Consider the following 20,298-nt stretch of genomic DNA (forward strand, 5'->3'; position numbering starts at 1 on the left):
GCTGTCAAGGGGGCAGTCGACCCGAATCGCCCGACGGTGTTCGGCCGGGCCGCCCGGACGGCTTCCCGAGCGAGAAGCGCGGCACGACGAACCGCCGGAGGAACCGCTGGGACACGTGGCTCGCGCACCGCGACCTCCTTCCAGCACCACCGCGGGATCCACCGCCGCGACACGACACTTGTTGCGCCCACAGATGCACGTTTCTGCATACGCAACAAAATATCGATATTGTATCGGCGTCAAGACATGCGGTTGAAGTTCTTGTAACTTCCCGGCCCGCCCGGACAACGGCTTCGCCCCCATCGGCCGCCGGCGGGGCCCGCCCAGCCCCCTCCCCCAGAACTTCCGGAAGAGGCCACCCAAAGGTCCCCACGAGGAGCGCTCTGCGCATAGAGTTGCGCCATGAGCAACAATTTGCGTGGTCGTTGGCCGCTTGAGGGGGCGGACTCCTCTCACCAGCCGGAGTCCCCGGTGCGATCCGTCGACCGGGCCGTGGCCATCCTGGAGTTTCTGGGGCGCCGGGAAGAGGCGGGCGTCACGGAGATAGCCGCCGAGCTCGGGGTGCACAAGTCGACGGCATCCCGGCTCGCCACCGCTCTGGAGGTGCGCGGGCTCATCGAGCAGACGGATGAGCGCGGCAAGTACCGCCTCGGTCTCGGCCTGATCCGCCTGGCCGGTGCCGCCACGGTCCGACTGGACCTGTCCCGGCAGAGCCGCCGGGTCTGCGAGCGGCTCGCGGCACAGGTCGCGGAGACCATCAACCTCGCCATCCCCGAAAGAGACGCCGCGATCAACATCGACCAGGTGCTCGGCCCCTCCGCCATCACCACGCACAACTGGCTGGGACGGCGGTCGCCGCTGCACGCCACCTCCAGCGGCAAGGCGCTGCTGGCACATCTGCCCGAGCCCCAGCGCGAGAGCACGCTGGCGGCACCCCTGGAGCGCTACACGCCGCGCACCGTCACCGATCCCGGCACCCTCCGGGCTCAACTGGCGAGCATCCGCACGGAGGGCTGCGCCTACAGCGTGGAGGAGTTCGAAACGGGTCTGAACGCGGTGGCCGCGCCGGTCCTCACCGTCAACGGGCAGGTGGTGGCCGCTCTCAGCGCCTCGGGGCCGTCCTTCCGGTTGACCGAGCAGCGACTGCTGGAGATCTCCCCCCTGGTGCGGGCCGCGGCCAGGAAGATCTCAGCCCGGCTCGGCTACCTCCGCCGGTCCGAGACTCACGGGTGAGGCGCCCCGCCCGCGGCGGGCTTCGGACCGCGTGCGCGCACAGCGGCGTCTCACCCACAGGGCGCCCCAGGCCGTCCTGTGGGTGAGACGTGGCCGAAGCAGGCCGGCGACACGCGCCGGCCGCGGCGGCGTGACGGCCTTCCGCTTTACGGCTGCTCGGCGAACCCCCCACCGGTGACGTCCCACACCTCACAGGGCAACACGCCTCGGAGGCGGTCACGCGCGACGTATTCGGAGGCCGCGTCGAGCAGCCAGTCGGCCAGGTAGCCGGCGAACGAGGAGCGCACCAGCACCCAGAAGCCGGGCTTGTGCTCGTCCCGCGGGACCAGCACCACCTGGGCGCGGGCCAGTGTCGTCTGCGCGCAGCGGCCCGCGCCGAAGGAACGGGGGTGCAGGTCGAGGGAGCAGCCGTGGGCCAGTAGCTCAGCGGCCCGTGGCCCGGCGACGAGCAGGGTGGTGCGCTGTGCCGAGACGTCCACGACGGAGGCGGGCTCCTCGCCCACGGCTTCGCGCAGCCGCTCCTCGACCTCCCCCGCGCCGCCGGGCGGGCCGACGACGAGCCACTCGTCCGGACCGAGCCACAGGACGGACAGCTCGCCGCCCCGGCTGACGGTGTTCGGCTCCAGCGGCAGCGGTACGCCGAGGGCCAGGCCGACGGCCTCCGCCGCCGGGCTCTTGGGCTCGACGCGCACACTGACCTGGGTCAGGAACGGGAGTTCGGCCAGGCGCAGCGCGCCGCCCGATGTCCGGCCCGCGGCCGCCAGCCGGTCGGCGGCGTGCGCCAACGGGCTGCGCCGGGTGGTGATTTCAGCCATCGCGGCGTGCCCCCTCGGGGTCGTAGAGAACAGGGCTGGTGACGGTCACCGGGATCAGCTCGCCGCCCACCGGCGCGTACACCCGCTCGCCGACGCGCTCCCGTCCGCCCTTGAGGAGGGCGAGCGCGAAGGCGCGGCCGAGCGCCGCACTGCGGTAGCTGGAGGTGACATGTCCGAGCATCGGCACCGGAGGCTCCGGCAACCGGTCCGTGGCGACGAGCTGGGTGCCTTCGGGCAGCAGCGTGCCCGGCTCCTCGGGGAGCAGGCCGACGAGGTGCTTGCGGTCGGGCCTGCCGGTGTCGGCACGGGCGTACGAGCGCTTGCCGATGAAGTCGGCCTTCTTCTTCGACACCACCCAGCTCATGCCGAGGTCCTGCGGGGTCACGGTGCCGTCGGTGTCCTGACCGACGATGGGATAGCCCTTCTCGGCGCGGAGCACGTGCATCGTCTCCGTGCCGTACGAGGTGATGCCGTGCCGTCGGCCGGCCTCGTACAGCGCTTCCCACAGCGCGGTCGCGTCCCACGGCGAGACGTTGATCTCGAAGGCCAGCTCACCGGAGAAGCTGATGCGGCACACCCGCGCCGGGATGCCGGCGACCTCGGTGTCGTGCCACGCCATGAACGGGAAGCTCTCGTTGTCCACGGCCAGCCGCGGGGCGAGGCCGGAGAGCACCTCGCGGGAGCGGGGCCCGACGAGCGCGACGGTGGCCCACTGCTCGGTGACCGACGTGCAGCGCACGCGCAGTTCCGGCCATTCGGTCTGGAGCCACTCCTCCATCCAGTCCAGGACCGCGGCGGCGTTGCCGGTGGTGGTGGTCACCAGGAACCGGTGCTCGGCGAGGCGGATGACGGTGCCGTCGTCGAAGACCATGCCGTCGGGGCGGCACATCACGCCGTAGCGGATCCTGCCGACCTTCAGGGTGCTCATCATGTTGGTGTAAAGCCGGTCCAGGAAGACGCCCCCGTCCGGGCCCTGCACCTCGATCTTGCCGAGGGTGGAGGCGTCCATGAGGGCGACTCCCTCACGGGCGGCACGGCACTCGCGCAGCACGGCGGCTTCCATGTCCTCGCCGTCCCGCGGGTAGTACCAGGGCCGCTTCCACTGACCGACGTTCTCGAACCGGGCGCCATGGGCGACGTGCCAGTCGTGGAGGGCGGTCACACGCACGGGGTCGTGCAGGACGCCACGGTCGCGGCCGGCGAGGGCCGCGAAGGAGACGGGCGCGTAAGGGGCGCGGAACGTCGTCGTGCCCAGGTCGCCGATGTCGACACCCAGCAGCCCGGCGACGGCACCGCTGGTGAGCACGCCGGAGGTCTTGCCCTGGTCGTGCGCCGTACCGGCCGTGGTATAGCGCTTGACGTGCTCGACCGACCGCATGCCGGCGCCCGTCGCGCGCGCCAAGTCACCGACGGTGACATCGCGTTGCAGGTCGACGAAGCTGCGAGCCGGGTCCGCGCCCGGAACCACCCACAGGTGCGCGGGGGGCGACGAGGACTCGGCCGCGGCCAGCGGGAGCGGGAGCGGCTCGGCCGCGGCGAAGCCCTCGGCCTGGACCGCGCGGGACCCGGCGGCCACGCCGTCGGCCAGGACGCCCGGCAGACCGAGCACGCCGCGGGCGACACCGGCGACCTCCACCTTCTGGCGGCAGCTACCGGGGACGAACGAGCCGATCGCCTCGTCGTAGTGCAGCTTCCCGCCGGCCTGGCTGAAGAGATGGACGACCGGGTTCCAGCCACCGGAGACGAGGAGCAGATCGGCGCTGATCTCCCTGGCCGGGATCCCCTCGCCGAGGGCGGCGACGGTCACCGAGGTCAGGCGCGGCTCGCCGGCGGTGCCGGTGACGGCGTGGCCGTGCAGCACCTCGATCCCGGCCTGTGCCGCGCGGCGCGCCGCCTCCCCCGCCTCCGGCCGCGTGTCGACGATCGCCGCGACCCGCACGCCCGCCGCGGCGAGGTCGAGGGCGGCGGCGTACGCGCTGTCGTTGGTGGTGAAGACGACCGCGTGGCGGCCCGGGGCGACGGCGTACCGGTTGACGTACGCGCGGCCCGCGCCGGCGAGCATGATGCCGGGCCGGTCGTTGTCGGCGAACGCGAGCGACCGCTCGTGGGCACCGGTCGCGAGGACCACCCGCCGGGCCCGGATCCGCCACACCCGCTCGCGTGCCACGTGCGTCGGAGCCTGCGCGCCGAGGTGGTTGGTGCGGCGCTCGACGGCGAGGACGTGGTTGTCGTCGTAGTGGCCGAAGACCGTGGTGCGGCGCAGCACCCGTACGGCGGGGGCGGCCACGAGTTGGTCGCGGACGTCGGCGACCCAGTCGAGCAGCTCTCCCGTGCTCAGCAGGCTGCCGCCGAGTTCCGGCTGGTCGTCGGCGAGGATGACGCGCGCCCCGCTGCGGGCGGCGGTGGCCGCCGCGGCGAGCCCGGCCGGTCCCGCGCCGACGACCAGCAGGTCGCAGTGGGCGTGGACGGCGTCGTAGCGGGCCGGGTCCGGTTCGGTGGCGAGCCGCCCCTGGCCGGGCAGGCTGCTGGCCGCGAGCCCGTCGTACAGCTCGACGGTGGTCGCCGGGAGCATGGGCTCCGGGAACGGGGCGTCGATCTGCACGACGGCGTTCGGCTCTTCGCCGCCGGCCGAGAAGATGCCGCGCGGGCGGCCGAGCTTGACGCTGGTGGCGACCTGGTGGACACCGTTGGCCAGCAGCGCGGAGGCGAGGGTGTCGCCCCGGTGGCCCTGGTATGCGATCCCGTCGAAGCGGAAGGCCAGCGGCTGGTCCCGCGCGATCCGCCCGCCGGTGGTCAGTCGGAAGTTCTGTGCGGTCATGAGGTCACCGGCTTCGGCTCACCGGCCGGGGACACGGCGAGGATCTCGTTGGTCGCCGTGTCCCGGACGGCGTTGAACCAGCGGCGGCAGCCATCGGCGTGACTCCACCGCTCGGGGAACGGCCCTTTGGGGTTGTCGCGGAAGAACAGGTAACGGGCCCACTCCTCGTCGGTCAGGGCCGCGGGGTTCTCGGGGTAGGCCACGTGTGCCTGGCCGCCGTAGTGGAACTCGGCCTCGTCACGAGGCCCGCACCAGGGGCAGGGAATGAGCAGCATCGGCAGGCTCCTAGTGAGCGACCGCGGCCGCGCCGTGCTCGTCGACGAGCGCGCCAGTGGTGAAACGGTCGAGCGAGAAGGGGGCGTTGAGCGGGTGCGGGGTGTCATGGGCGATGGTGTGGGCGTACGCCCAGCCGACTCCGGGAGTGGCTTTGAAGCCGCCGGTGCCCCAGCCGCAGTTGACGTACAGGTTGTCCACGGGGGTGAGCCCGACGATCGGCGAGGCGTCGGGGCTGACATCGACGATGCCGCCCCAGGTGCGCAGGACGTGGGCCCGGGCGAAGACGGGGAACAGCTCCAGAGCCGCCGACATCTGGTGTTCGATGATGTGGAACGCGCCACGCTGGGTGTACGCGTTGTACGCGTCGATGCCCGCGCCCATGACCAGCTCGCCCTTGTGGGCCTGGCTGACGTACACGTGCACGGCGTTGGACATGACGACGGTCGGGTGCACGGGCTCCAGCAGCTCGGACACCAGGGCCTGCAACGGGTGGCTCTGGATCGGCAGCTCGAATCCAGCCATGGCGGCGAGGACGGAGGAATGGCCGGCGGCGCACAGGGCCACCTTGCCCGCGGAGATGGGGCCCAGAGTGGTCCGCACGCCGGTCACCCGGCCACCCTGGATGTCGATGCCGGTCACCTCGCAGTTCTGGATGAGGTCGATGCCGGCGGCATCGGCGGAGCGGGCCAGGCCCCAGGCGACGTGGTCGTGCTTGGCGATCCCGGCGCGTGGCTGGTACGTCGCGCCCATGACCGGATAGCGCACGTCCGGCGAGATGTTGACGATCGGGCAGACGTCCTTGACCTGCCGCGGGTCGAGCCATTCGGCGTCGACGCCGTTGAGCCGGTTGGCCTCCACTCGGCGCACGCTGTCGCGGACGTCCTGGAGGCTGTGCGCCAGGTTCAGCACACCGCGCTGGGAGAACAGGATCGGATAGTCGAGCTCGTCCTCCAGCCCCTCCCACAGCTTGAGCGCGTGCTCGTAGATCCCGGCGCTCTCGTCCCACAGGTAGTTGGACCGGATGATGGTGGTGTTGCGGGCCATGTTGCCGCCGGCCAGCCAGCCCTTCTCCAGCACGGCCACCTTGGTGATGCCGTGGTTTCTGGCGAGGTAGTGGGCGGTGGCGAGGCCGTGTCCACCCCCGCCGACGATGACGACATCGTAGGAGGGTCGGGGCTCGGACGTGCGCCAGAGCCAGTCGGGGTGCTCGGGCAAGTCGGCGCCCGGGGTGCGGGGGCTCATCGTGCGCCTCCTGACAGGTACGGGCAGAGAGAATGCCGGGCGGCCAGGGCCTCGCCACGGTACGGGGACGCGTTCATACAGCCTGCCTCGGTCGGGGGGACGGGAGGGAATCCCGGGAAGCCCGGGCGGGCACGGCGCCGGCGGCGCGTTCGGCGGCCTCGACGACGTTGGCGAGCAGCATGGCCCGGGTCATGGGGCCGACGCCGCCCGGCATGGGGGCGAGCCATCCGGCCACCTTGGCCACGTCCGGGTGGACGTCGCCGAGGAGTCCGTCCGGGGTGCGGCTGATGCCGACGTCGAGGACCGCGGCACCGGGCCGGACCTTGTCCGCGGTGACGAGCCCGGGCGAACCGGCGGCAGCGACGACGATGTCCGCCTCACGCAGGTGCCAGGCCATGCCCTGGGTGCCGGTGTGGCACAGCGTCACGGTGGCGTTCTCGGACCTGCGGGTGAGCAGCAGGCCGAGTGGACGCCCGACCGTGATGCCGCGGCCGACGACGCACACCCGGGCGCCGGCGATCGGGACGTCGTGGCGGCGCAGCAGCTCGACGATGCCGCGCGGGGTGCAGGGCAGCGGGCCGTCGACGCCGAGCACGAGCCGGCCCAGGTTGACCGGGTGCAGGCCGTCGGCGTCCTTCGCCGGGTCCATGCGCTCCAGGACCGCGCCGGAGTCGAGGCCGCGGGGCAGCGGGAGCTGCACGATATAGCCGGTGCAGGCGGGGTCGGCGTTGAGCTCGTCGACGACGGCCTCGACCTGTGCCTGGGTGGCGTCGGCGGGGAGTTCGCGCCGGATCGAGGCGATCCCCACCTGCGCGCAGTCCCGGTGCTTGCCGGCGACGTAGGCGTGGCTGCCGGGGTCGTCGCCGACGAGCACGGTGCCGAGGCCGGGGGTGATGCCCCGCGCGGCCAGGGCGGCGACGCGCTCGGTGAGTTCGGTGCGGATCGCCGCGGCGGTGCGGCGTCCGTCCAGGATGTGTGCACTCACGTGGTTCCTCTTCCTCAGCCGCGCAGGCGCTGCATCGACGGGTCGAACAGGGGCTCCTCGGCGACGACCGCGGGGATCCGCTGGTCGAAGTAGCCAAGGCGCAGGGTGCGTCCGGTGGTGGCGAGTTCGGCGGGGAGCCAGGCGTAGGCGATGCCCTTGCCGATGGTGTAGCCGTACGCGGCGCTGGTGACGTAGCCGACCGGGCGATCGCCGTCGTACACGGGCTCCTTGCCCATGACGACGGAGCGCGGGTCGTCGATCGTCAGGCAGGTGAGGCGGCGCGTCACGTCGGCCGCACGCCGCTCCAGCGCGGCCCGGCCGATGAAGTCGCCCTTGTCCATCTTCACGGCGAAACCGAGCCCGGCCTCGTACGGGTCGTGCTCGCAGGTCATGTCGGTGCCGAAGGAGCGGTAGCCCTTCTCCAGACGCAGGCTGTTGAACGCGCCTCGGCCGGCGGCGACGATCCCGGACCCCTGTCCGGCCTCCCAGAGCGTGTCCCACAGCTTCAGGCCCATGTCGGCCGTCGTGTACAGCTCCCAGCCCAGCTCGCCCACGTAGCTCAGCCTCATGGCGGTGACGGGGACGGCGCCGATGTGAGCGCGCTGGGCCCGGAAGTACTTCAGGCCCTGGTTGGAGAAGTCCTTGTCGGCCAGTGGCTGCAGGACCTCGCGCGCCTTGGGACCCCACAGGCCGATACAGCAGGTGCCGGCCGTGAGGTCGCGCACCTGCGCCGACCCGTCCTCGGGCAGGTGCCGGGTGAACCAGTCGAGGTCGAGGTTGCCGTTGGCGCCGATCTGGTAGTGGTCGCGACCAAGGCGGGCGACGGTCACGTCGCTGCGGATCCCGCCGTCGTGGTCGAGCAGCAGCGTGTAGGTGACCGAGCCGACGGACTTGTCGACGTTGGCCGTGGTCATGCGCTGGAGGAAGGCGGCGGCCCCGCGACCGGTGACCTCAAGGCGCTTGAGGGCCGTCATGTCGTACATCGCGACGGTCTCACGCGTGGCCTGGGCCTCGGCGCCGACGACCGGCGACCAGTAGCGCGCCGCCCAGTCGTTGGGCACCGGGATGTCCCGCCCCTCCACCAGCGGCTCGTTGGCGGCGTACCACTGGGGCCGCTCCCAGCCGGTCGCCTCCAGGAAGAAGGCGCCCAGCTCCTGCTGGCGGGCGTGGAAGGGACTGGTGCGCAGCGGCCGGGGCGCACCAGCCGGCTGGAGGGGGTGGAGGATGTCGTAGACCTCGACGAAGTTCTGGCAGTCGCGGGCCAGCACGTACTCCGGAGCGAGCTGGTGGGGCTCGAAGCGGTTGACGTCGCACTCGTGCAGGTCGAAGGACGAGCAGTGGCCGTCGACGAGCCATTCGGCCATGGCGCGTCCGACGCCGGCGGAGTGGGTGACCCACACGGCCTCGGCCACCCAGAAGCCCTTCACATCCGGGGACTCGCCCAGCAGGGGCAGCCCGTCGGTGGTGAAGGAGAACAGGCCGTTGATGCCCTCTTCGACCTCGGTCTCCTTCGTGGCGGGCAGCAGCGACTGGGTCTCGGTCCACGCCTCGGCGAAGTCGTCCGGGGTGAAGCGCATCACGGAAGGCATCTCATCGGCGGCGTCCACGGACAGGATGTCGTCCACGTCGACGGGCATGGGCCGGTGCCCGTAGTAACCGATGCCGAGCCGGTCGAAGCGGTCGCGGTAGTACAGGTCCCCGTCCTGGTGGCGCAGGATCGGGCGAACGGCTTCCCGGTCCTGCCCGGCGAGGGCGGGCACCGGCCCGGTCCAGGCGAGCTGGTGGCCCAGCGGGGTCAGCGGAAGATCCATGCCGACCATGCGGGCCACCTTGGGACCCCAGATCCCGGCACAGCACACCACGAGGTCTGCGGGGACCTCCCCCTGATCGGTGACGACGGCCGTCACGCGGCCGTCCTCCGTGCGGATGTCGCGCACCTCGTGGCGGCCGAGAGTCCGTACGCCACGGGCCCGGGCCGCCCGGAGCTGCGCCTCGACCGCGAGGACTCCCTTGGCCAGGCCGTCGGTGGGGACGAGCAGTCCGCCGAGCACGCGCTCGCGGGCCACCAGCGGGTGCAGCTCGACGCACTCGTCGGGGCCGATCACCCGGGCCTCGATGCCCCAGGAGGCCAGCCAGCCGTGCCGGCGGTGGAGTTCGGCCAGGCGCTCGGGCGTGGTGGCGACCTCCAGGCCGCCGACCTGCAGGAAACAGGGCTGACCGTCGACGTCGAGGGAGCGGAACTTCTCGACCGTGTAGCGGGCCAGCTCGGTCATGGTCTTCGAGGAGTTCGTCTGGAACACCAGGCCGGGGGCGTGGGACGTCGACCCGCCGGTGGCGGGCAGCGGACCCTGGTCCACGACCGTGACCTCGGTCCAGCCCCGGGAGGACAGTTCGTCCGCCAGCGACGCTCCCACGACGCCCGCGCCGATGATGACCACTCGCGGTCCCGCCATCACATAACCTCCGGTTGCATTGAACGCAACGCACTTCGCATTGTGCAACTCACAGTGCCGGGGGCCCCAGAGCACTGTCAAGGGGCTACGCCACCGACGACCACCACGCGAAGGACCGGAACGGCGGGGCTCACGAGCCCCGGATGGGGAATCGACACACCACGGCAACGCCGGATTCATCAGCCGCGCCGTTCCGCGCGCTCGGGCACCAGGCCGCAGCCCCTGATGGCCCACTCGCCCGGACATCGCGCCGCCCCGTACCGCCGAGGCGCGGATCCCTCACCCGCGGCCACACACTGCCGATTGTTGCGTATAACACAGTCTATTGTGTAGAGCGAAACACGGCTACCTGCGGGCATTTTCCCAGGAAGAGGGTCCGGGCGACGGATTCAGCGGGTGGGCCGGTCGCGTGCCACCCCTTGACCAGTCGGTCACCCACACTGGACGATGTTGCGTATCACTCATCACGTTGCGCATTGCGCACCAATGGAGGGATGTCATGTCTCCCCGACCGCAGCCCGGCCGCGAGTTCGTCCTCACCCTTTCGTGCCCTGACCAGGCCGGTCTCGTCCACGCCGTGACCACTTTTCTCGTGCGTCACTCCGGCAACATCCTGGAGAGCCATCAGTTCGATGACCGACTGCAGGACCGCTTCTTCATGCGGGTGCACTTCGAGGTCACGGATCGGGACGTCTCGCTGGAGGACCTGCGCACCGGTTTCGCCCCGGTGGCCGCGACCTACCGGATCACCTGGCAGCTCCACGACGCCTCGACCCCGACCCGCACGCTGATCATGGTGTCGAAGTTCGGCCACTGCCTGAACGACCTGCTCTTCCGCAAGTCCACGGGCGCGCTCAACATCGAGATCGCGGCGATCGTCTCCAACCACCGCGACTTCGAGCCACTGGCACAGAACTACGGCATCCCCTTCCACCACGTCCCGGTGACCCCGCAGACCAAGGCCCAGGCAGAGGCGCGCCTGCTGCAGCTCGTCCACGAGCTCGACGTCGACCTGGTGGTACTCGCCCGCTACATGCAGATCCTCTCCGACGACCTGTGCAAGCGGCTCGACGGCCGGGCCATCAACATCCACCACTCCTTCCTGCCGAGCTTCAAGGGGGCCCGGCCGTACGTCCAGGCACACGAGCGCGGTGTCAAGCTCGTCGGGGCCACGGCGCACTACGTCACATCCGACCTCGACGAAGGCCCGATCATCGAGCAGGACGTCGTCCGTGTGGACCACTCGCGCGCCCCGGACGAGCTGGTCACCATCGGCCGCGATGTCGAGGCCCAGGTACTCGCCCGCGCCATGGAGTGGCACAGTGAGAGCCGCGTGCTGGTCAACGGCAACCGGACGGTCGTCTTCCGCTGACGCGCGAAGCCGGGTGACGTCCGTCTCGTGCGCCCTGGCGCGGGCGGACGGCCCGGCTTCCGGCACGGCCGGGCGTCACCCGGGGGGCCCGTGAGGGCGCCGCCACACCCGCGCGGTCAATGGATTACCAGTGGGTATAGTTGCGTTATGGGCAACCACGCGGCAGAGAGCGAAACAGCAGGTCCAACGGTGAACGGGGTGCAGTCCGTTGACCGTGCCGTCAGCGTCCTGGAGATTCTCGCCCAGCGGGGCGAGGCGGGCGTGAGCGAGGTCGCCGCCGAGATCGACGTCCACAAGTCGACCGCGTTCCGCCTGCTCGGGGCGCTGGAGGCGCGCGGTCTGGTCGAGCAGGCGGCCGACCGGGGCAAGTACCGACTCGGCTTCGGGATCGTGCGCCTGGCGGGGGCGGTGACGGGCCGTCTGGACATCACGCAGCAGGGCCGGCCCGTGTGCGAGCGGCTCAGCGAGGAGATCGGCGAGACCGTGAACATCGCTGTCCAGCAGGAGCACTACGCGGTCAACCTCTATCAGGTACGCGGCCCGGGCGCGGTGGGCACGCACAACTGGGTCGGGCAGCTGACCCCACTCCACGCCACGTCCAGCGGCAAGATCCTGCTCGCCCACCTGTCGGCGAAGGGGCGCGCCGAAGCGCTCGCGGCGTCCCCGTTGCAGAAGCTGACGCCACACACCCTGACCACCAGGGCGAAGCTGGAGAAGAATCTCACCGAGGCGCGGGAGCGCGGATACGCGGTGACGCTGGAGGAACTGGAGATCGGGCTGCACGCCATGGCGGCCCCGATCCGGTCTCGCGACGGTGAGGTCATCGCCGCCCTCAGCGCCTCCGGCCCGGCGTATCGCTTCACGGAGGCGCGCATGCTCCAGTTCGCACCCGTGCTGCTCAAGGGCGCGGACGAGATCAGCCACCGGATGGGCTACCTGGGCTGAGCCTCCCCCGGCCCGCCGGACGGGGAACCGCGGCGCTCCAGGCGTACCACGATGCTCTTGGACGTCGGCGTGTTGGACGTGTCGGCCACCGAGTCGAGCGGGACGAGCACGTTGGCTTCGGGGAAGTACGCCGCGCAGCAGCCGCGGGGCGTGTCGTAGGCGACGGCGCGGAAGGCATCCGCCCGCCGCTCCAAGCCGTCCGGCCACTCGCTGACGAGGTCCACCAGCCCGCCGTCGGTGATCCCGCGCTCCGCGAGGTCGTCGGGGTGGACGAAGACCACCCGGCGTCCCCGGCGGATGCCACGGTAGCGGTCGTCGAGCCCGTAGATCGTGGTGTTGTACTGGTCGTGGCTGCGCAGTGTCTGCAGCAGCAGGCGGCCGGGCGGGACGCGCGGCACCTCCAGCGGGTTGACCGTGAAGTTGGCCTTACCCGTGCGGGTGGGGAAGCGCCGCTCGTCTCGGGGGGCGTTCGGCAGGGTGAAGCCGCCGGGACGCCGTACCCGGGCGTTGAAGTCGTCGAATCCGGGCACGACCCGGGCGATGCTGTCGCGGACGGCGTCGTAGTCGGCTCCAAAAGCCGCCCACGGTACGTCGCTGCCGGTGGCGGCGCCGCAACCGGCACCGAAGAGGCCGCGTGCCAGCCGGCAGACGACTTCCGGTTCGGAGAGCAGGTGCGGCGAGGCGGGTGGCAGCCCGCCGCGCGAGGCGTGCACCACCCCCATCGAGTTCTCGACGGTGACGAACCGGTCCGCCCCGTCCGGTCCTCGATCCCGCTCGGTGCGGCCGAGGACGGGGAGGATGAGGGCTTCCCGGCCGCATACCGCGTGGGAGCGGTTGAGCTTGGTGGAGACCTGGACGGTGAGCCGGCAGCTCCGCAGGGCCCGCTCGGTGACGGCCGTGTCCGGAGCGGCGGAGACGAAGTTGCCGCCCATGGCGAAGAACACCTTCACCTCCCCGGCGCCCATCGCCCGGATCGTCTCCACCGCGTCGAAACCGTGGTGGCGGGGCGGGTCGAACCCGAATTCCTTCCGCAGCGCGTCGAGGAATTCCGGCGCCGGCTTCTCGTAGATGCCCATCGTCCGGTCGCCCTGGACGTTGGAGTGGCCCCGCACGGGGCACACTCCCGCGCCGGGGCGCCCGATGTCGCCGCGCAGCAGCAGGAAGTTCACGACCTCGCGGATGGTGGGCACGGAGTGCTTGTGCTGGGTCAGGCCCATGGCCCAGCACACCACAATCGACTGGGCGGACATGACGTCGCGAGCGGTCGCCTCGATGGCATCGCGCGCGAGTCCGGTCGCCTCGGCGACGTCGTCCCAGTCGAGTTCGCGCAGCCGTTCGGCGTATGCCTCGAAGCCGTCGGTGTGCGCGGTGATGAAGTCACGGTCGAGGACCGTTCCGGGCGCGGCGTCCTCGGCGTCGAGCAGCAGTCGTGACAGCGCCTGAAAGAGCGCCATGTCGCCGCCGAGCCGTATCTGCAGGAACCGGTCCGCGAGGGACGTGCCGCCACCTGCGACTCCACGGGCGTTCTGCGGGTTCTTGAAGCGCAGCAGCCCGGCCTCGGGCAGTGGGTTCACCGCGACGATGCGCGCACCGCGCCGCTTGGCCTTCTCCAGCGCGGACAGCATGCGCGGGTGGTTGGTGCCGGGATTCTGCCCGACGACGAAGATCAGTCCGGCACGGTGCAGGTCGTCGAGGTGAACGCTGCCCTTGCCCACCCCGATCGTCTCGGTGAGCGCCGAACCGCTCGACTCGTGGCACATGTTCGAGCAGTCCGGCAGGTTGTTGGTCCCGAATTGCCGTACGAGGAGCTGGTAGAGGTACGCCGCCTCGTTGGAGGTCCGCCCCGAGGTGTAGAAGGCGGCCTCGTCGGGGCTTCGCAGCGCCTTGAGCTCACGGGAGACGATGGTGAATGCCGTCTCCCAGGTGACCGGCACGTACGTCTCCGAGCCGGCCGGCTTGTACATCGGCTCGGTGAGGCGGCCCTGCTGGCCCAACCAGTAGTCGCTGCGGCTCAAGAGGTCGCTCACCGGGTGCGCGGCGAAGAATTCGGGCGTCACCCGGCGGACGGTGGCCTCCTCGGCGACGGCTTTGGCGCCGTTCTCGCAGAACTCGGCCTTGCTGCGGTGATCACCCTCCGGCCAGGCGCAGCCGGGGCAGTCGAAGCCGTCCTTCTGGTTGACCTTGAGCAGCGACAGCGCGGTGCGCCGCACGCCCATCTGGTCGTATCCCATGCGCAACGCATGGGTCACCGCGGGAATCCCCGCAGCCCAGGTCTTGGGCGCGGTCACCTCCAGCGCGTCCTCGCCGGGGTCCTCGCGCGGCGCCTTGCGTGCCATGACTACCTCTCCTCGTCGATGTACCGATGGGACTGCTGCTACGCGCCGAGCTTGTTCTGGAGCCAGGTGTGAAATGCGCCGATGTGGTGCTCGCTGGGCACCAGGACACCGCCGCTGGCATAGACCCGGGAACTCATCCCCGGCTGGGTACGCTCACAGGCGTCGAAATCCTGCTGATTCACCCGGTGGAACAACTCCACCGACCGCTCCACATCCGCACCGCCGTCGACGACATGGGGCAGATAGAGCCAGTCGCACTCCACCACAGTGCGGTCATGCGCCATCGGGAACATCCGATGGAAGATCACATGATCCGGCACCAGATTGATGAACACCTGTGGCCTGACCGTGATCGCGTAATAACGCCGATCCTGCCCCTCGGCGACACCGGGAATACGGCCCAGCCCCTCAGAACCATCGACGGTGAAACCCTCAACCCCCTCACCGAACTCCGCACCATGACCCACGAAGAACTGCGCCGCATACCCATCAGCGAACTCCGGCAACACCTCCGTCAGCTCCGGATGAATCGTCGCGCAGTGATAACACTCCATGAAATTCTCGATGATCAGCTTCCAGTTGGCCTGCACGTCATACGTGATCCGCCGGCCCACCCGCAGATCATCGATCCCGTAATTCCCGATCGACTCCACATCACCCAGCCGCTCGACCACCGCACCGATCACGTCCTCCTCGAAGGACGGCGGAACCTCGGCCAGGCACACCCACACATACCCCAGCCACTCCCGCACATGGACACCCACCAGCCCGTACCCGACCCGGTCGACATCCGGCATCGACGTCAGATTCGGCGCCGCGACCAGCTTCCCGTCCAGACCATAGGTCCAGGCGTGATACGGACACTGGAACGCCCGCTTGACCTCACCCGACTCCTCCGTGCACAACTTCGCACCACGGTGCCGGCAAACGTTCAAGAACGCCCTGACCGACCCGTCCCGGGAACGGGAGACCAGCACACTCTCCCGCCCCACCTGACACGTCCGGAACTGACCCGGCCTGGACAGATCCGAAGCGCGGGCCACACAGAACCACATCGCCTCGAAAACCCGCTCCTGCTCCAGAGCGAAAATCCCCGGATCGGTGTAGTACTCCCCCGACAGCGTCGAGATCAGACTGGAAGACAGATTCGTCATGGTCACATGTCACCTTCGGAGAAACGTCAGACGCCCACACGTCGAGAACCGGGTCGGCGGCGCACAGGCGGTTGCGCCGAGGCTGCCGCCTCGACGCCCCAGCGGGCAGTCACCCGCACCGCGTCGAGCGTCGAGGCCACATCGTGCACACGCAGGCACCAGGCGCCCTGCGCGGCGGCGAGCACGGAAACGGCGGCGGTCGCGGCGTCCCGCGACCGCGCGGGGCGCGGGTGCCCCGTTGTTGGATCCGCCAGCAAACGGCCCAGGAACGACTTGCGTGACGCGCCCACCAGGACGGGATGACCCAGCGCGCCAACCTCCCCGAGACGACCCAGCAGCTCCCAGTTGTGCTCGGGCGTCTTGGCGAAGCCCAGCCCAGGGTCGATGATCAGGTAGCCGGGCGGGATCCCCGCTCGCAGCGCGGCCTCGACCCGCAGGCTCAACTCGTCGACCACACCGGTGACGACGTCGTCATAGTTCGCGTTCACCTGCATGTCGGCGGCGTGTCCGCGCCAGTGCATCACCACGTACGGCGTGGCGGCCCGCGCCATCAGGGGGAGCATCCTGGGGTCGGCAAGGCCACCTGAGACGTCATTGATGAGCCGTGCACCCGCATCGAGAGCGCGGGCGGCGACTTCGGCCCGCATGGTGTCAACGCTGACGATCCCGCCTGCCGTGGCGAGTTCCCGGACGACGGGCAAGACACGCCGCAATTCCTCCTCGACCGGCGGGCGGGCGGCGCCGGGGCGGGTGGACTCACCGCCCACGTCCACGATGTCCGCTCCCTGCTCAAGCAGCGCCAGTCCGTGCGCGACAGCGGATTCCGGAGCGAACGACCGCCCGCCGTCGGAGAACGAGTCCGGCGTGACGTTCACCACGCCCATGACCAGCGTCCGGCCGGGCCGCGGAAGCCCGTAGGGGTGGAGATCCGGCACTCCCGGGCACGGTGCGGCGGTGGCGTGGGCTGTGGCGTTCATCGGGAACCGCCTCTGCCCGCGGCCTCCTTGGCAAGCTGCCGACGTCCCCGTGTGAACGGGCGGGTCCGGTTCACACCGAGCACGTCGGCCGGGCGGTCCGCCCGCCGGTGGACGGCGAGGAAGCCGCGGTGATCCACGGCACCCTCCTCCTCGATGGTCACGCTGTCGGCTCCGGCCGCGGATCCGGCGAACCGGAGCGCCTCACCTCGCGGCGGATCGGCGAGACGGCACACGGGAATCATCATGACCACCTTGGTGCGTATCACGAAACTAATTGCGTAAAGCGCAACGTAAGTCTGGAGTCACCCCTACCCCTTGTCAAGGAGTCGACCCGGGTGGCCACCGAGGTTGCCCGCAGCCCCGGCAGCCGCGAGGTGGACCGGCGCGAGCGCCGCTCGACCGCCACCGGGATCGGCATGGAGAACCACCCCGGACTGACCTGTGCCCCGGTCGGGGTCCGGTGCGGGGCCCGCGCGTCGAGCGCGATGCGCACGGCCTGTGCGGCACCGACCCGCGTCGCGTCCCGGGACAAGGCCATCAGAACGACGTGTGAAAGCAGTGCCGACATCAGGGTCGAGCACAGGTGGACCAGACCTCCGAGCTGGACTCATTCGCTTGTCCGGCACACCCCCGACGCCACCGCGAGCAGCCGGGACGCCTTCAGCTCGGTCTCCGCCCACTCCCGCTCCGGGTCGGAACCCCAGGTGATACCGGCGCCCGTACCGAACCGCAGCGCCGGGCCCCCGGGGGCGGAGCGGTCGATCCAGAAGGTGCGGATACCCACGGCCAGCTCGCCGGCCCCGCGGTCGGCGTCGACCCAGCCGATGCCGCCGCAGTACGGGCCGCGGGGGGCCGTCTCCAGCGCCCCGATGATCCGCAGTGCGCTGGACTTGGGCGCGCCCGTGACAGAGCCGGGAGGAAACGTTCCGGCCAGCAGCTCGGGCCAGCCCACTCCCTCCGCCAGTTCGCCCCGCACGGTGGAGACCAGGTGGACCAAGCCCGGATGCGACTCGACCACGCACAGCTCCGGAACCGTCACGGATCCGGTGGCGCAGACGCGCCCCAGGTCGTTGCGGACCAGGTCCACGATCATCACGTTCTCGGCGCGGTCTTTCTCCAGCAGGTCATCGGCGGTCCGACCGGTGCCCTTGATCGGCCCGGACTCCACGGTCCGCCCAGTGCGCCGCAGGAAGAGCTCGGGCGATGCGGTGGCCACCTCGACGCCATGGGTCGGCAGCCGGACCGTGCCGGCGTACGGGGCGGGATTGCCGCGGGCCAGCCAAGAGGTCAGGGCGTCGGCATCGGCCGCCGCGGGGTCGGGCAGGGGCGCGGACAGCACCCGGCACAGATTGGCCTGGTACACCTCGCCCGCCGCGATGTGCTCGCGTATGCGCCGCACCCCCGCGGTGTACGCGGCCCGGTCCAGTGACGAGGACCAGTCGGCGACCGCCGGGCCGCGCCAGGCGCCGGACACCGGATCGGGCACCGGCGCCCGGCGTACGTCCCCGAAGCGGGCACACACCAGATCGCCCTCGAAGTCGGCGACCACTGCCCAGAAGCCGGAGGACTCCAAGGCCGCGGGGTCGCTGGTGACGTCGCGAAGGTCAGCGGCGACAAGGCCGTCGAAGCGGGCCAGTGGGGCGAGGTCGTGCACGGCTGCGAGCCTTTCTCGTGACCTGGGCCAGAGGTTCTGCGGGCCCTCCAGGGCTTGGCCCTCCAGGGCTTGTCGAAGATCTCGTCCGTGGTCCTGGGGCCAGGCGAAAGGTCGAGGACGCGCGGCACCGACCGCGGTCTCCGCGCCGCGTTCACGCCACGGGATCAGCCCCTTCCCCGAACAGGCGGTCGACTGGGGCGGCAGGTTCCGCTCCGCTTCCCAGCGCCACGTCGTCGCCCCAGCGCGAGGTGAACACAGCCTCGAAGACCGCCTGGCAGATCCGCTCCGGGCGCGGACCGAACCGCCGTCGACCCCCTGAGGCGTCCTTCGCCCCGGGGACGGATCGCAGCCAGTCGCCCCGCGGGCACGGGACGTCGCGAGGCTGATCGTGAGCCCACGGCTGGCGCGAGAGGTCTTGAGCGTGGGACACGAAGAGGAAAGCCCTTTGTTGCACATAAGGAGAAACGTCTCTCAATGTACAACATCTGCTGCCGCCTGAGCCGGTTCCGGGTGCGCGGGCCGGGCGGGACGCGGTGGGGGGTCGGCGCACAGGTACGCGGCGGCGATGAGTGTTCCGGCCCGGTGGGCGTCGTAGCCCTCGGGGCCGACGGAGTCCGCCGCGACCAGGTTCAGGGAGCGCCCGTCGCCGAGCGGCACCGCGGTCCTGCCGTCAGGGGGGCGAAGCGGCTCCCGATGCCGGGGATGTCGGTGGCGCGCCGCCGGTGGGGAGGCCGGGCCAGGACGACGGCCGCCGGGGCCACCTGATCTCCGCTCTGCGCGACGACGGCATCGCGCCGCCCCACACCAACACACCCACCCCGCAAGACCGGGGCCAGACACGCACAACACCCCAGCCCGACCACCCGCCAACGCCGACCCACAACCGGGCAACGCTCCCGCTCAGGCCCAGCAACTCGCAAGAGCGGTGGGGGCGTACCCCTGCCGGATGGACCGACCGGGCCACCGGCGCCGCGCATCACAAGGGCGATAGCTCACGCAGTTGCCCGGGGCTTACATAGTCGCTGATCCAAGGCGCCGAAAGGTGTTCGGCGGCGACTCCAGCGAGACCGGCAGCAATGTGTTCGCGGGCGGTTTTCTCGTCCCCGATGGCGGCGTGCGCGATGCCCTGATTGAGAAGCTGGAACGCCTGCCCCCGAAGCCAGTAAGCAGCCTCGGGCGGGGTCTGATTCGCGGCACGTTCCCCAAGGCGTTCCGCAGCCCGCAGGAGCGTCCTGGCGGCCGTCTTGTCGCCAGCTTTCGCTGTCTGCTCGGCGGCCCGCGCCGTGTTCGCTGCCCTTTGGGTCAGATGTACGCCCTCGGTGCGGGTCACGGCGTCGAAGTGCTGCGCCGCTTGTCGGTGGTCGCCGCGCGTCCGCCAGTGGCAGGCGAGGAAGTTCCGGGACTGTGCGATCAGCGGCCCAGACCCGATCTCGCGGGCAATCTGCTCCCCCTCACGGAGTACCGAAACGGCACGGTCAGACCGCATCTGGACGTGAAGCCAGCCGAGAAACGCGCAGTGCTCGGCGACCACTTCGGCCAGCGCGTCACGCTCCGGGCCCCGTGCATGGCTCAGAAGCCCCAAGAGCACCGTCCGGTGCGTCTCGGCGGCAGGCAGCAGCGGCATGGGGCCCACTACGTCATCCGCACGCCGCTGAGCCGCCAGGGCACCCGCCAGAGCATCCACGGCCGCCCGGTCAAGCCGGGTCGGGTGCAGCATCACGTATTCCGTTCGCTCGTCGTCCTCGTCCAGGTCGAGCAGTTCGGTGAGGGACCGCTGAAGGGCGGCCGAAGGCGCCTGCCGACCGTTGAGGACACGCGAGAGGTAGGCCGCGTCATAGCGAATCCGGCGGGCCACCTCAGCCGCACTCAGGCCCTTACGGGCGAGTACCGCACGCACGTTCCCGACGTCCATGATCGATCGCTCCGTTAGTCAATGGGTCGTCAACGCCAACTTCAACCGTACCGGCCGAGTTTGGCGCAGGATCGGGAGAGCGAGGTGGCCCCGCGACGGGTTCAGCGTCCGGGGCCATGGACCACC

General features: G+C 70.8%; 12 protein-coding genes and 1 pseudogene. 3 read left to right on the plus strand and 10 right to left on the minus strand.

Going from position 1 to position 20,298, the window contains the following annotated elements; all coding sequences use genetic code 11:
* Positions 1 to 471: 471 nt before the first annotated feature.
* Positions 472 to 1,233, plus strand: a complete 762-nt coding sequence (locus OIE51_RS03415) for an IclR family transcriptional regulator (RefSeq protein ID WP_326600477.1) — start codon at positions 472 to 474, stop codon at positions 1,231 to 1,233.
* 146 nt (positions 1,234 to 1,379) lie between these two features.
* Here OIE51_RS03415 and OIE51_RS03420 read toward each other — a convergent pair whose 3' ends face one another.
* From OIE51_RS03420 to OIE51_RS03440, 5 genes and pseudogenes are all read right to left on the minus strand, one after another.
* Positions 1,380 to 2,048 (minus strand): sarcosine oxidase subunit gamma, encoded by a 669-nt coding sequence (locus OIE51_RS03420; protein ID WP_326595406.1) that lies wholly within the window; start codon positions 2,046 to 2,048, stop codon positions 1,380 to 1,382.
* Positions 2,041 to 5,141, minus strand: a pseudogene (locus OIE51_RS03425) (sarcosine oxidase subunit delta family protein). Before OIE51_RS03425 ends, OIE51_RS03420 begins: the two are co-directional and overlap by 8 nt.
* A gap of 10 nt (positions 5,142 to 5,151) precedes the next feature.
* A complete protein-coding gene (locus OIE51_RS03430) occupies positions 5,152 to 6,384 on the minus strand; it encodes a sarcosine oxidase subunit beta family protein (RefSeq protein ID WP_326595408.1) in 1,233 nt (410 codons plus the stop codon).
* A 73-nt stretch (positions 6,385 to 6,457) separates the two neighbouring features.
* Positions 6,458 to 7,369 carry a bifunctional methylenetetrahydrofolate dehydrogenase/methenyltetrahydrofolate cyclohydrolase gene (locus OIE51_RS03435; protein WP_326595410.1) on the minus strand — a complete coding sequence of 304 codons (912 nt, stop codon included), beginning with the start codon at positions 7,367 to 7,369 and terminating at the stop codon, positions 6,458 to 6,460.
* 14 nt (positions 7,370 to 7,383) lie between these two features.
* Entirely contained in the window at positions 7,384 to 9,822 is a 2,439-nt protein-coding gene (locus tag OIE51_RS03440; protein WP_326595411.1) for a GcvT family protein, read from the minus strand.
* A 499-nt stretch (positions 9,823 to 10,321) separates the two neighbouring features.
* Between OIE51_RS03440 and purU the strand changes: the two genes are divergently transcribed.
* Positions 10,322 to 11,194, plus strand: a complete 873-nt coding sequence (purU, locus tag OIE51_RS03445; protein ID WP_326595413.1) for a formyltetrahydrofolate deformylase — start codon at positions 10,322 to 10,324, stop codon at positions 11,192 to 11,194.
* 147 nt (positions 11,195 to 11,341) lie between these two features.
* On the plus strand, positions 11,342 to 12,139 hold the full coding sequence (locus OIE51_RS03450; RefSeq protein WP_326595414.1) for an IclR family transcriptional regulator: 798 nt from the start codon (positions 11,342 to 11,344) through the stop codon (positions 12,137 to 12,139).
* On the opposite strand, the gene OIE51_RS03455 is transcribed toward OIE51_RS03450, so the two are convergent.
* The 5 genes from OIE51_RS03455 to OIE51_RS03475 all read right to left on the minus strand — a co-directional run bounded on the left by OIE51_RS03455 (position 12,127) and on the right by OIE51_RS03475 (position 20,172).
* Complete coding sequence (locus OIE51_RS03455) at positions 12,127 to 14,475, minus strand: FdhF/YdeP family oxidoreductase (protein ID WP_326595415.1); 2,349 nt, start codon at positions 14,473 to 14,475, stop codon at positions 12,127 to 12,129. The two genes, OIE51_RS03450 and OIE51_RS03455, sit on opposite strands and share 13 nt — an antisense overlap.
* A gap of 38 nt (positions 14,476 to 14,513) precedes the next feature.
* Entirely contained in the window at positions 14,514 to 15,635 is a 1,122-nt protein-coding gene (locus OIE51_RS03460) for an aromatic ring-hydroxylating oxygenase subunit alpha (RefSeq protein ID WP_326595416.1), read from the minus strand.
* Between the two features lie 20 nt (positions 15,636 to 15,655).
* Positions 15,656 to 16,513: a dihydropteroate synthase gene (folP, locus tag OIE51_RS03465; protein WP_326595418.1), complete on the minus strand. Its 858-nt coding sequence runs from the start codon at positions 16,511 to 16,513 to the stop codon at positions 15,656 to 15,658.
* Between the two features lie 700 nt (positions 16,514 to 17,213).
* Positions 17,214 to 18,260, minus strand: a complete 1,047-nt coding sequence (locus OIE51_RS03470) for a chorismate-binding protein (RefSeq protein WP_326595419.1) — start codon at positions 18,258 to 18,260, stop codon at positions 17,214 to 17,216.
* Positions 18,261 to 19,236: 976 nt separating this feature from the next.
* Positions 19,237 to 20,172 (minus strand): helix-turn-helix domain-containing protein, encoded by a 936-nt coding sequence (locus OIE51_RS03475; RefSeq protein WP_326595420.1) that lies wholly within the window; start codon positions 20,170 to 20,172, stop codon positions 19,237 to 19,239.
* Between the last annotated feature and the right edge of the window lie 126 nt (positions 20,173 to 20,298).

Origin of the sequence: Streptomyces sp. NBC_01803 (assembly GCF_035917415.1) — a bacterium.
Classification (GTDB): Bacteria; Actinomycetota; Actinomycetes; order Streptomycetales; family Streptomycetaceae; genus Streptomyces.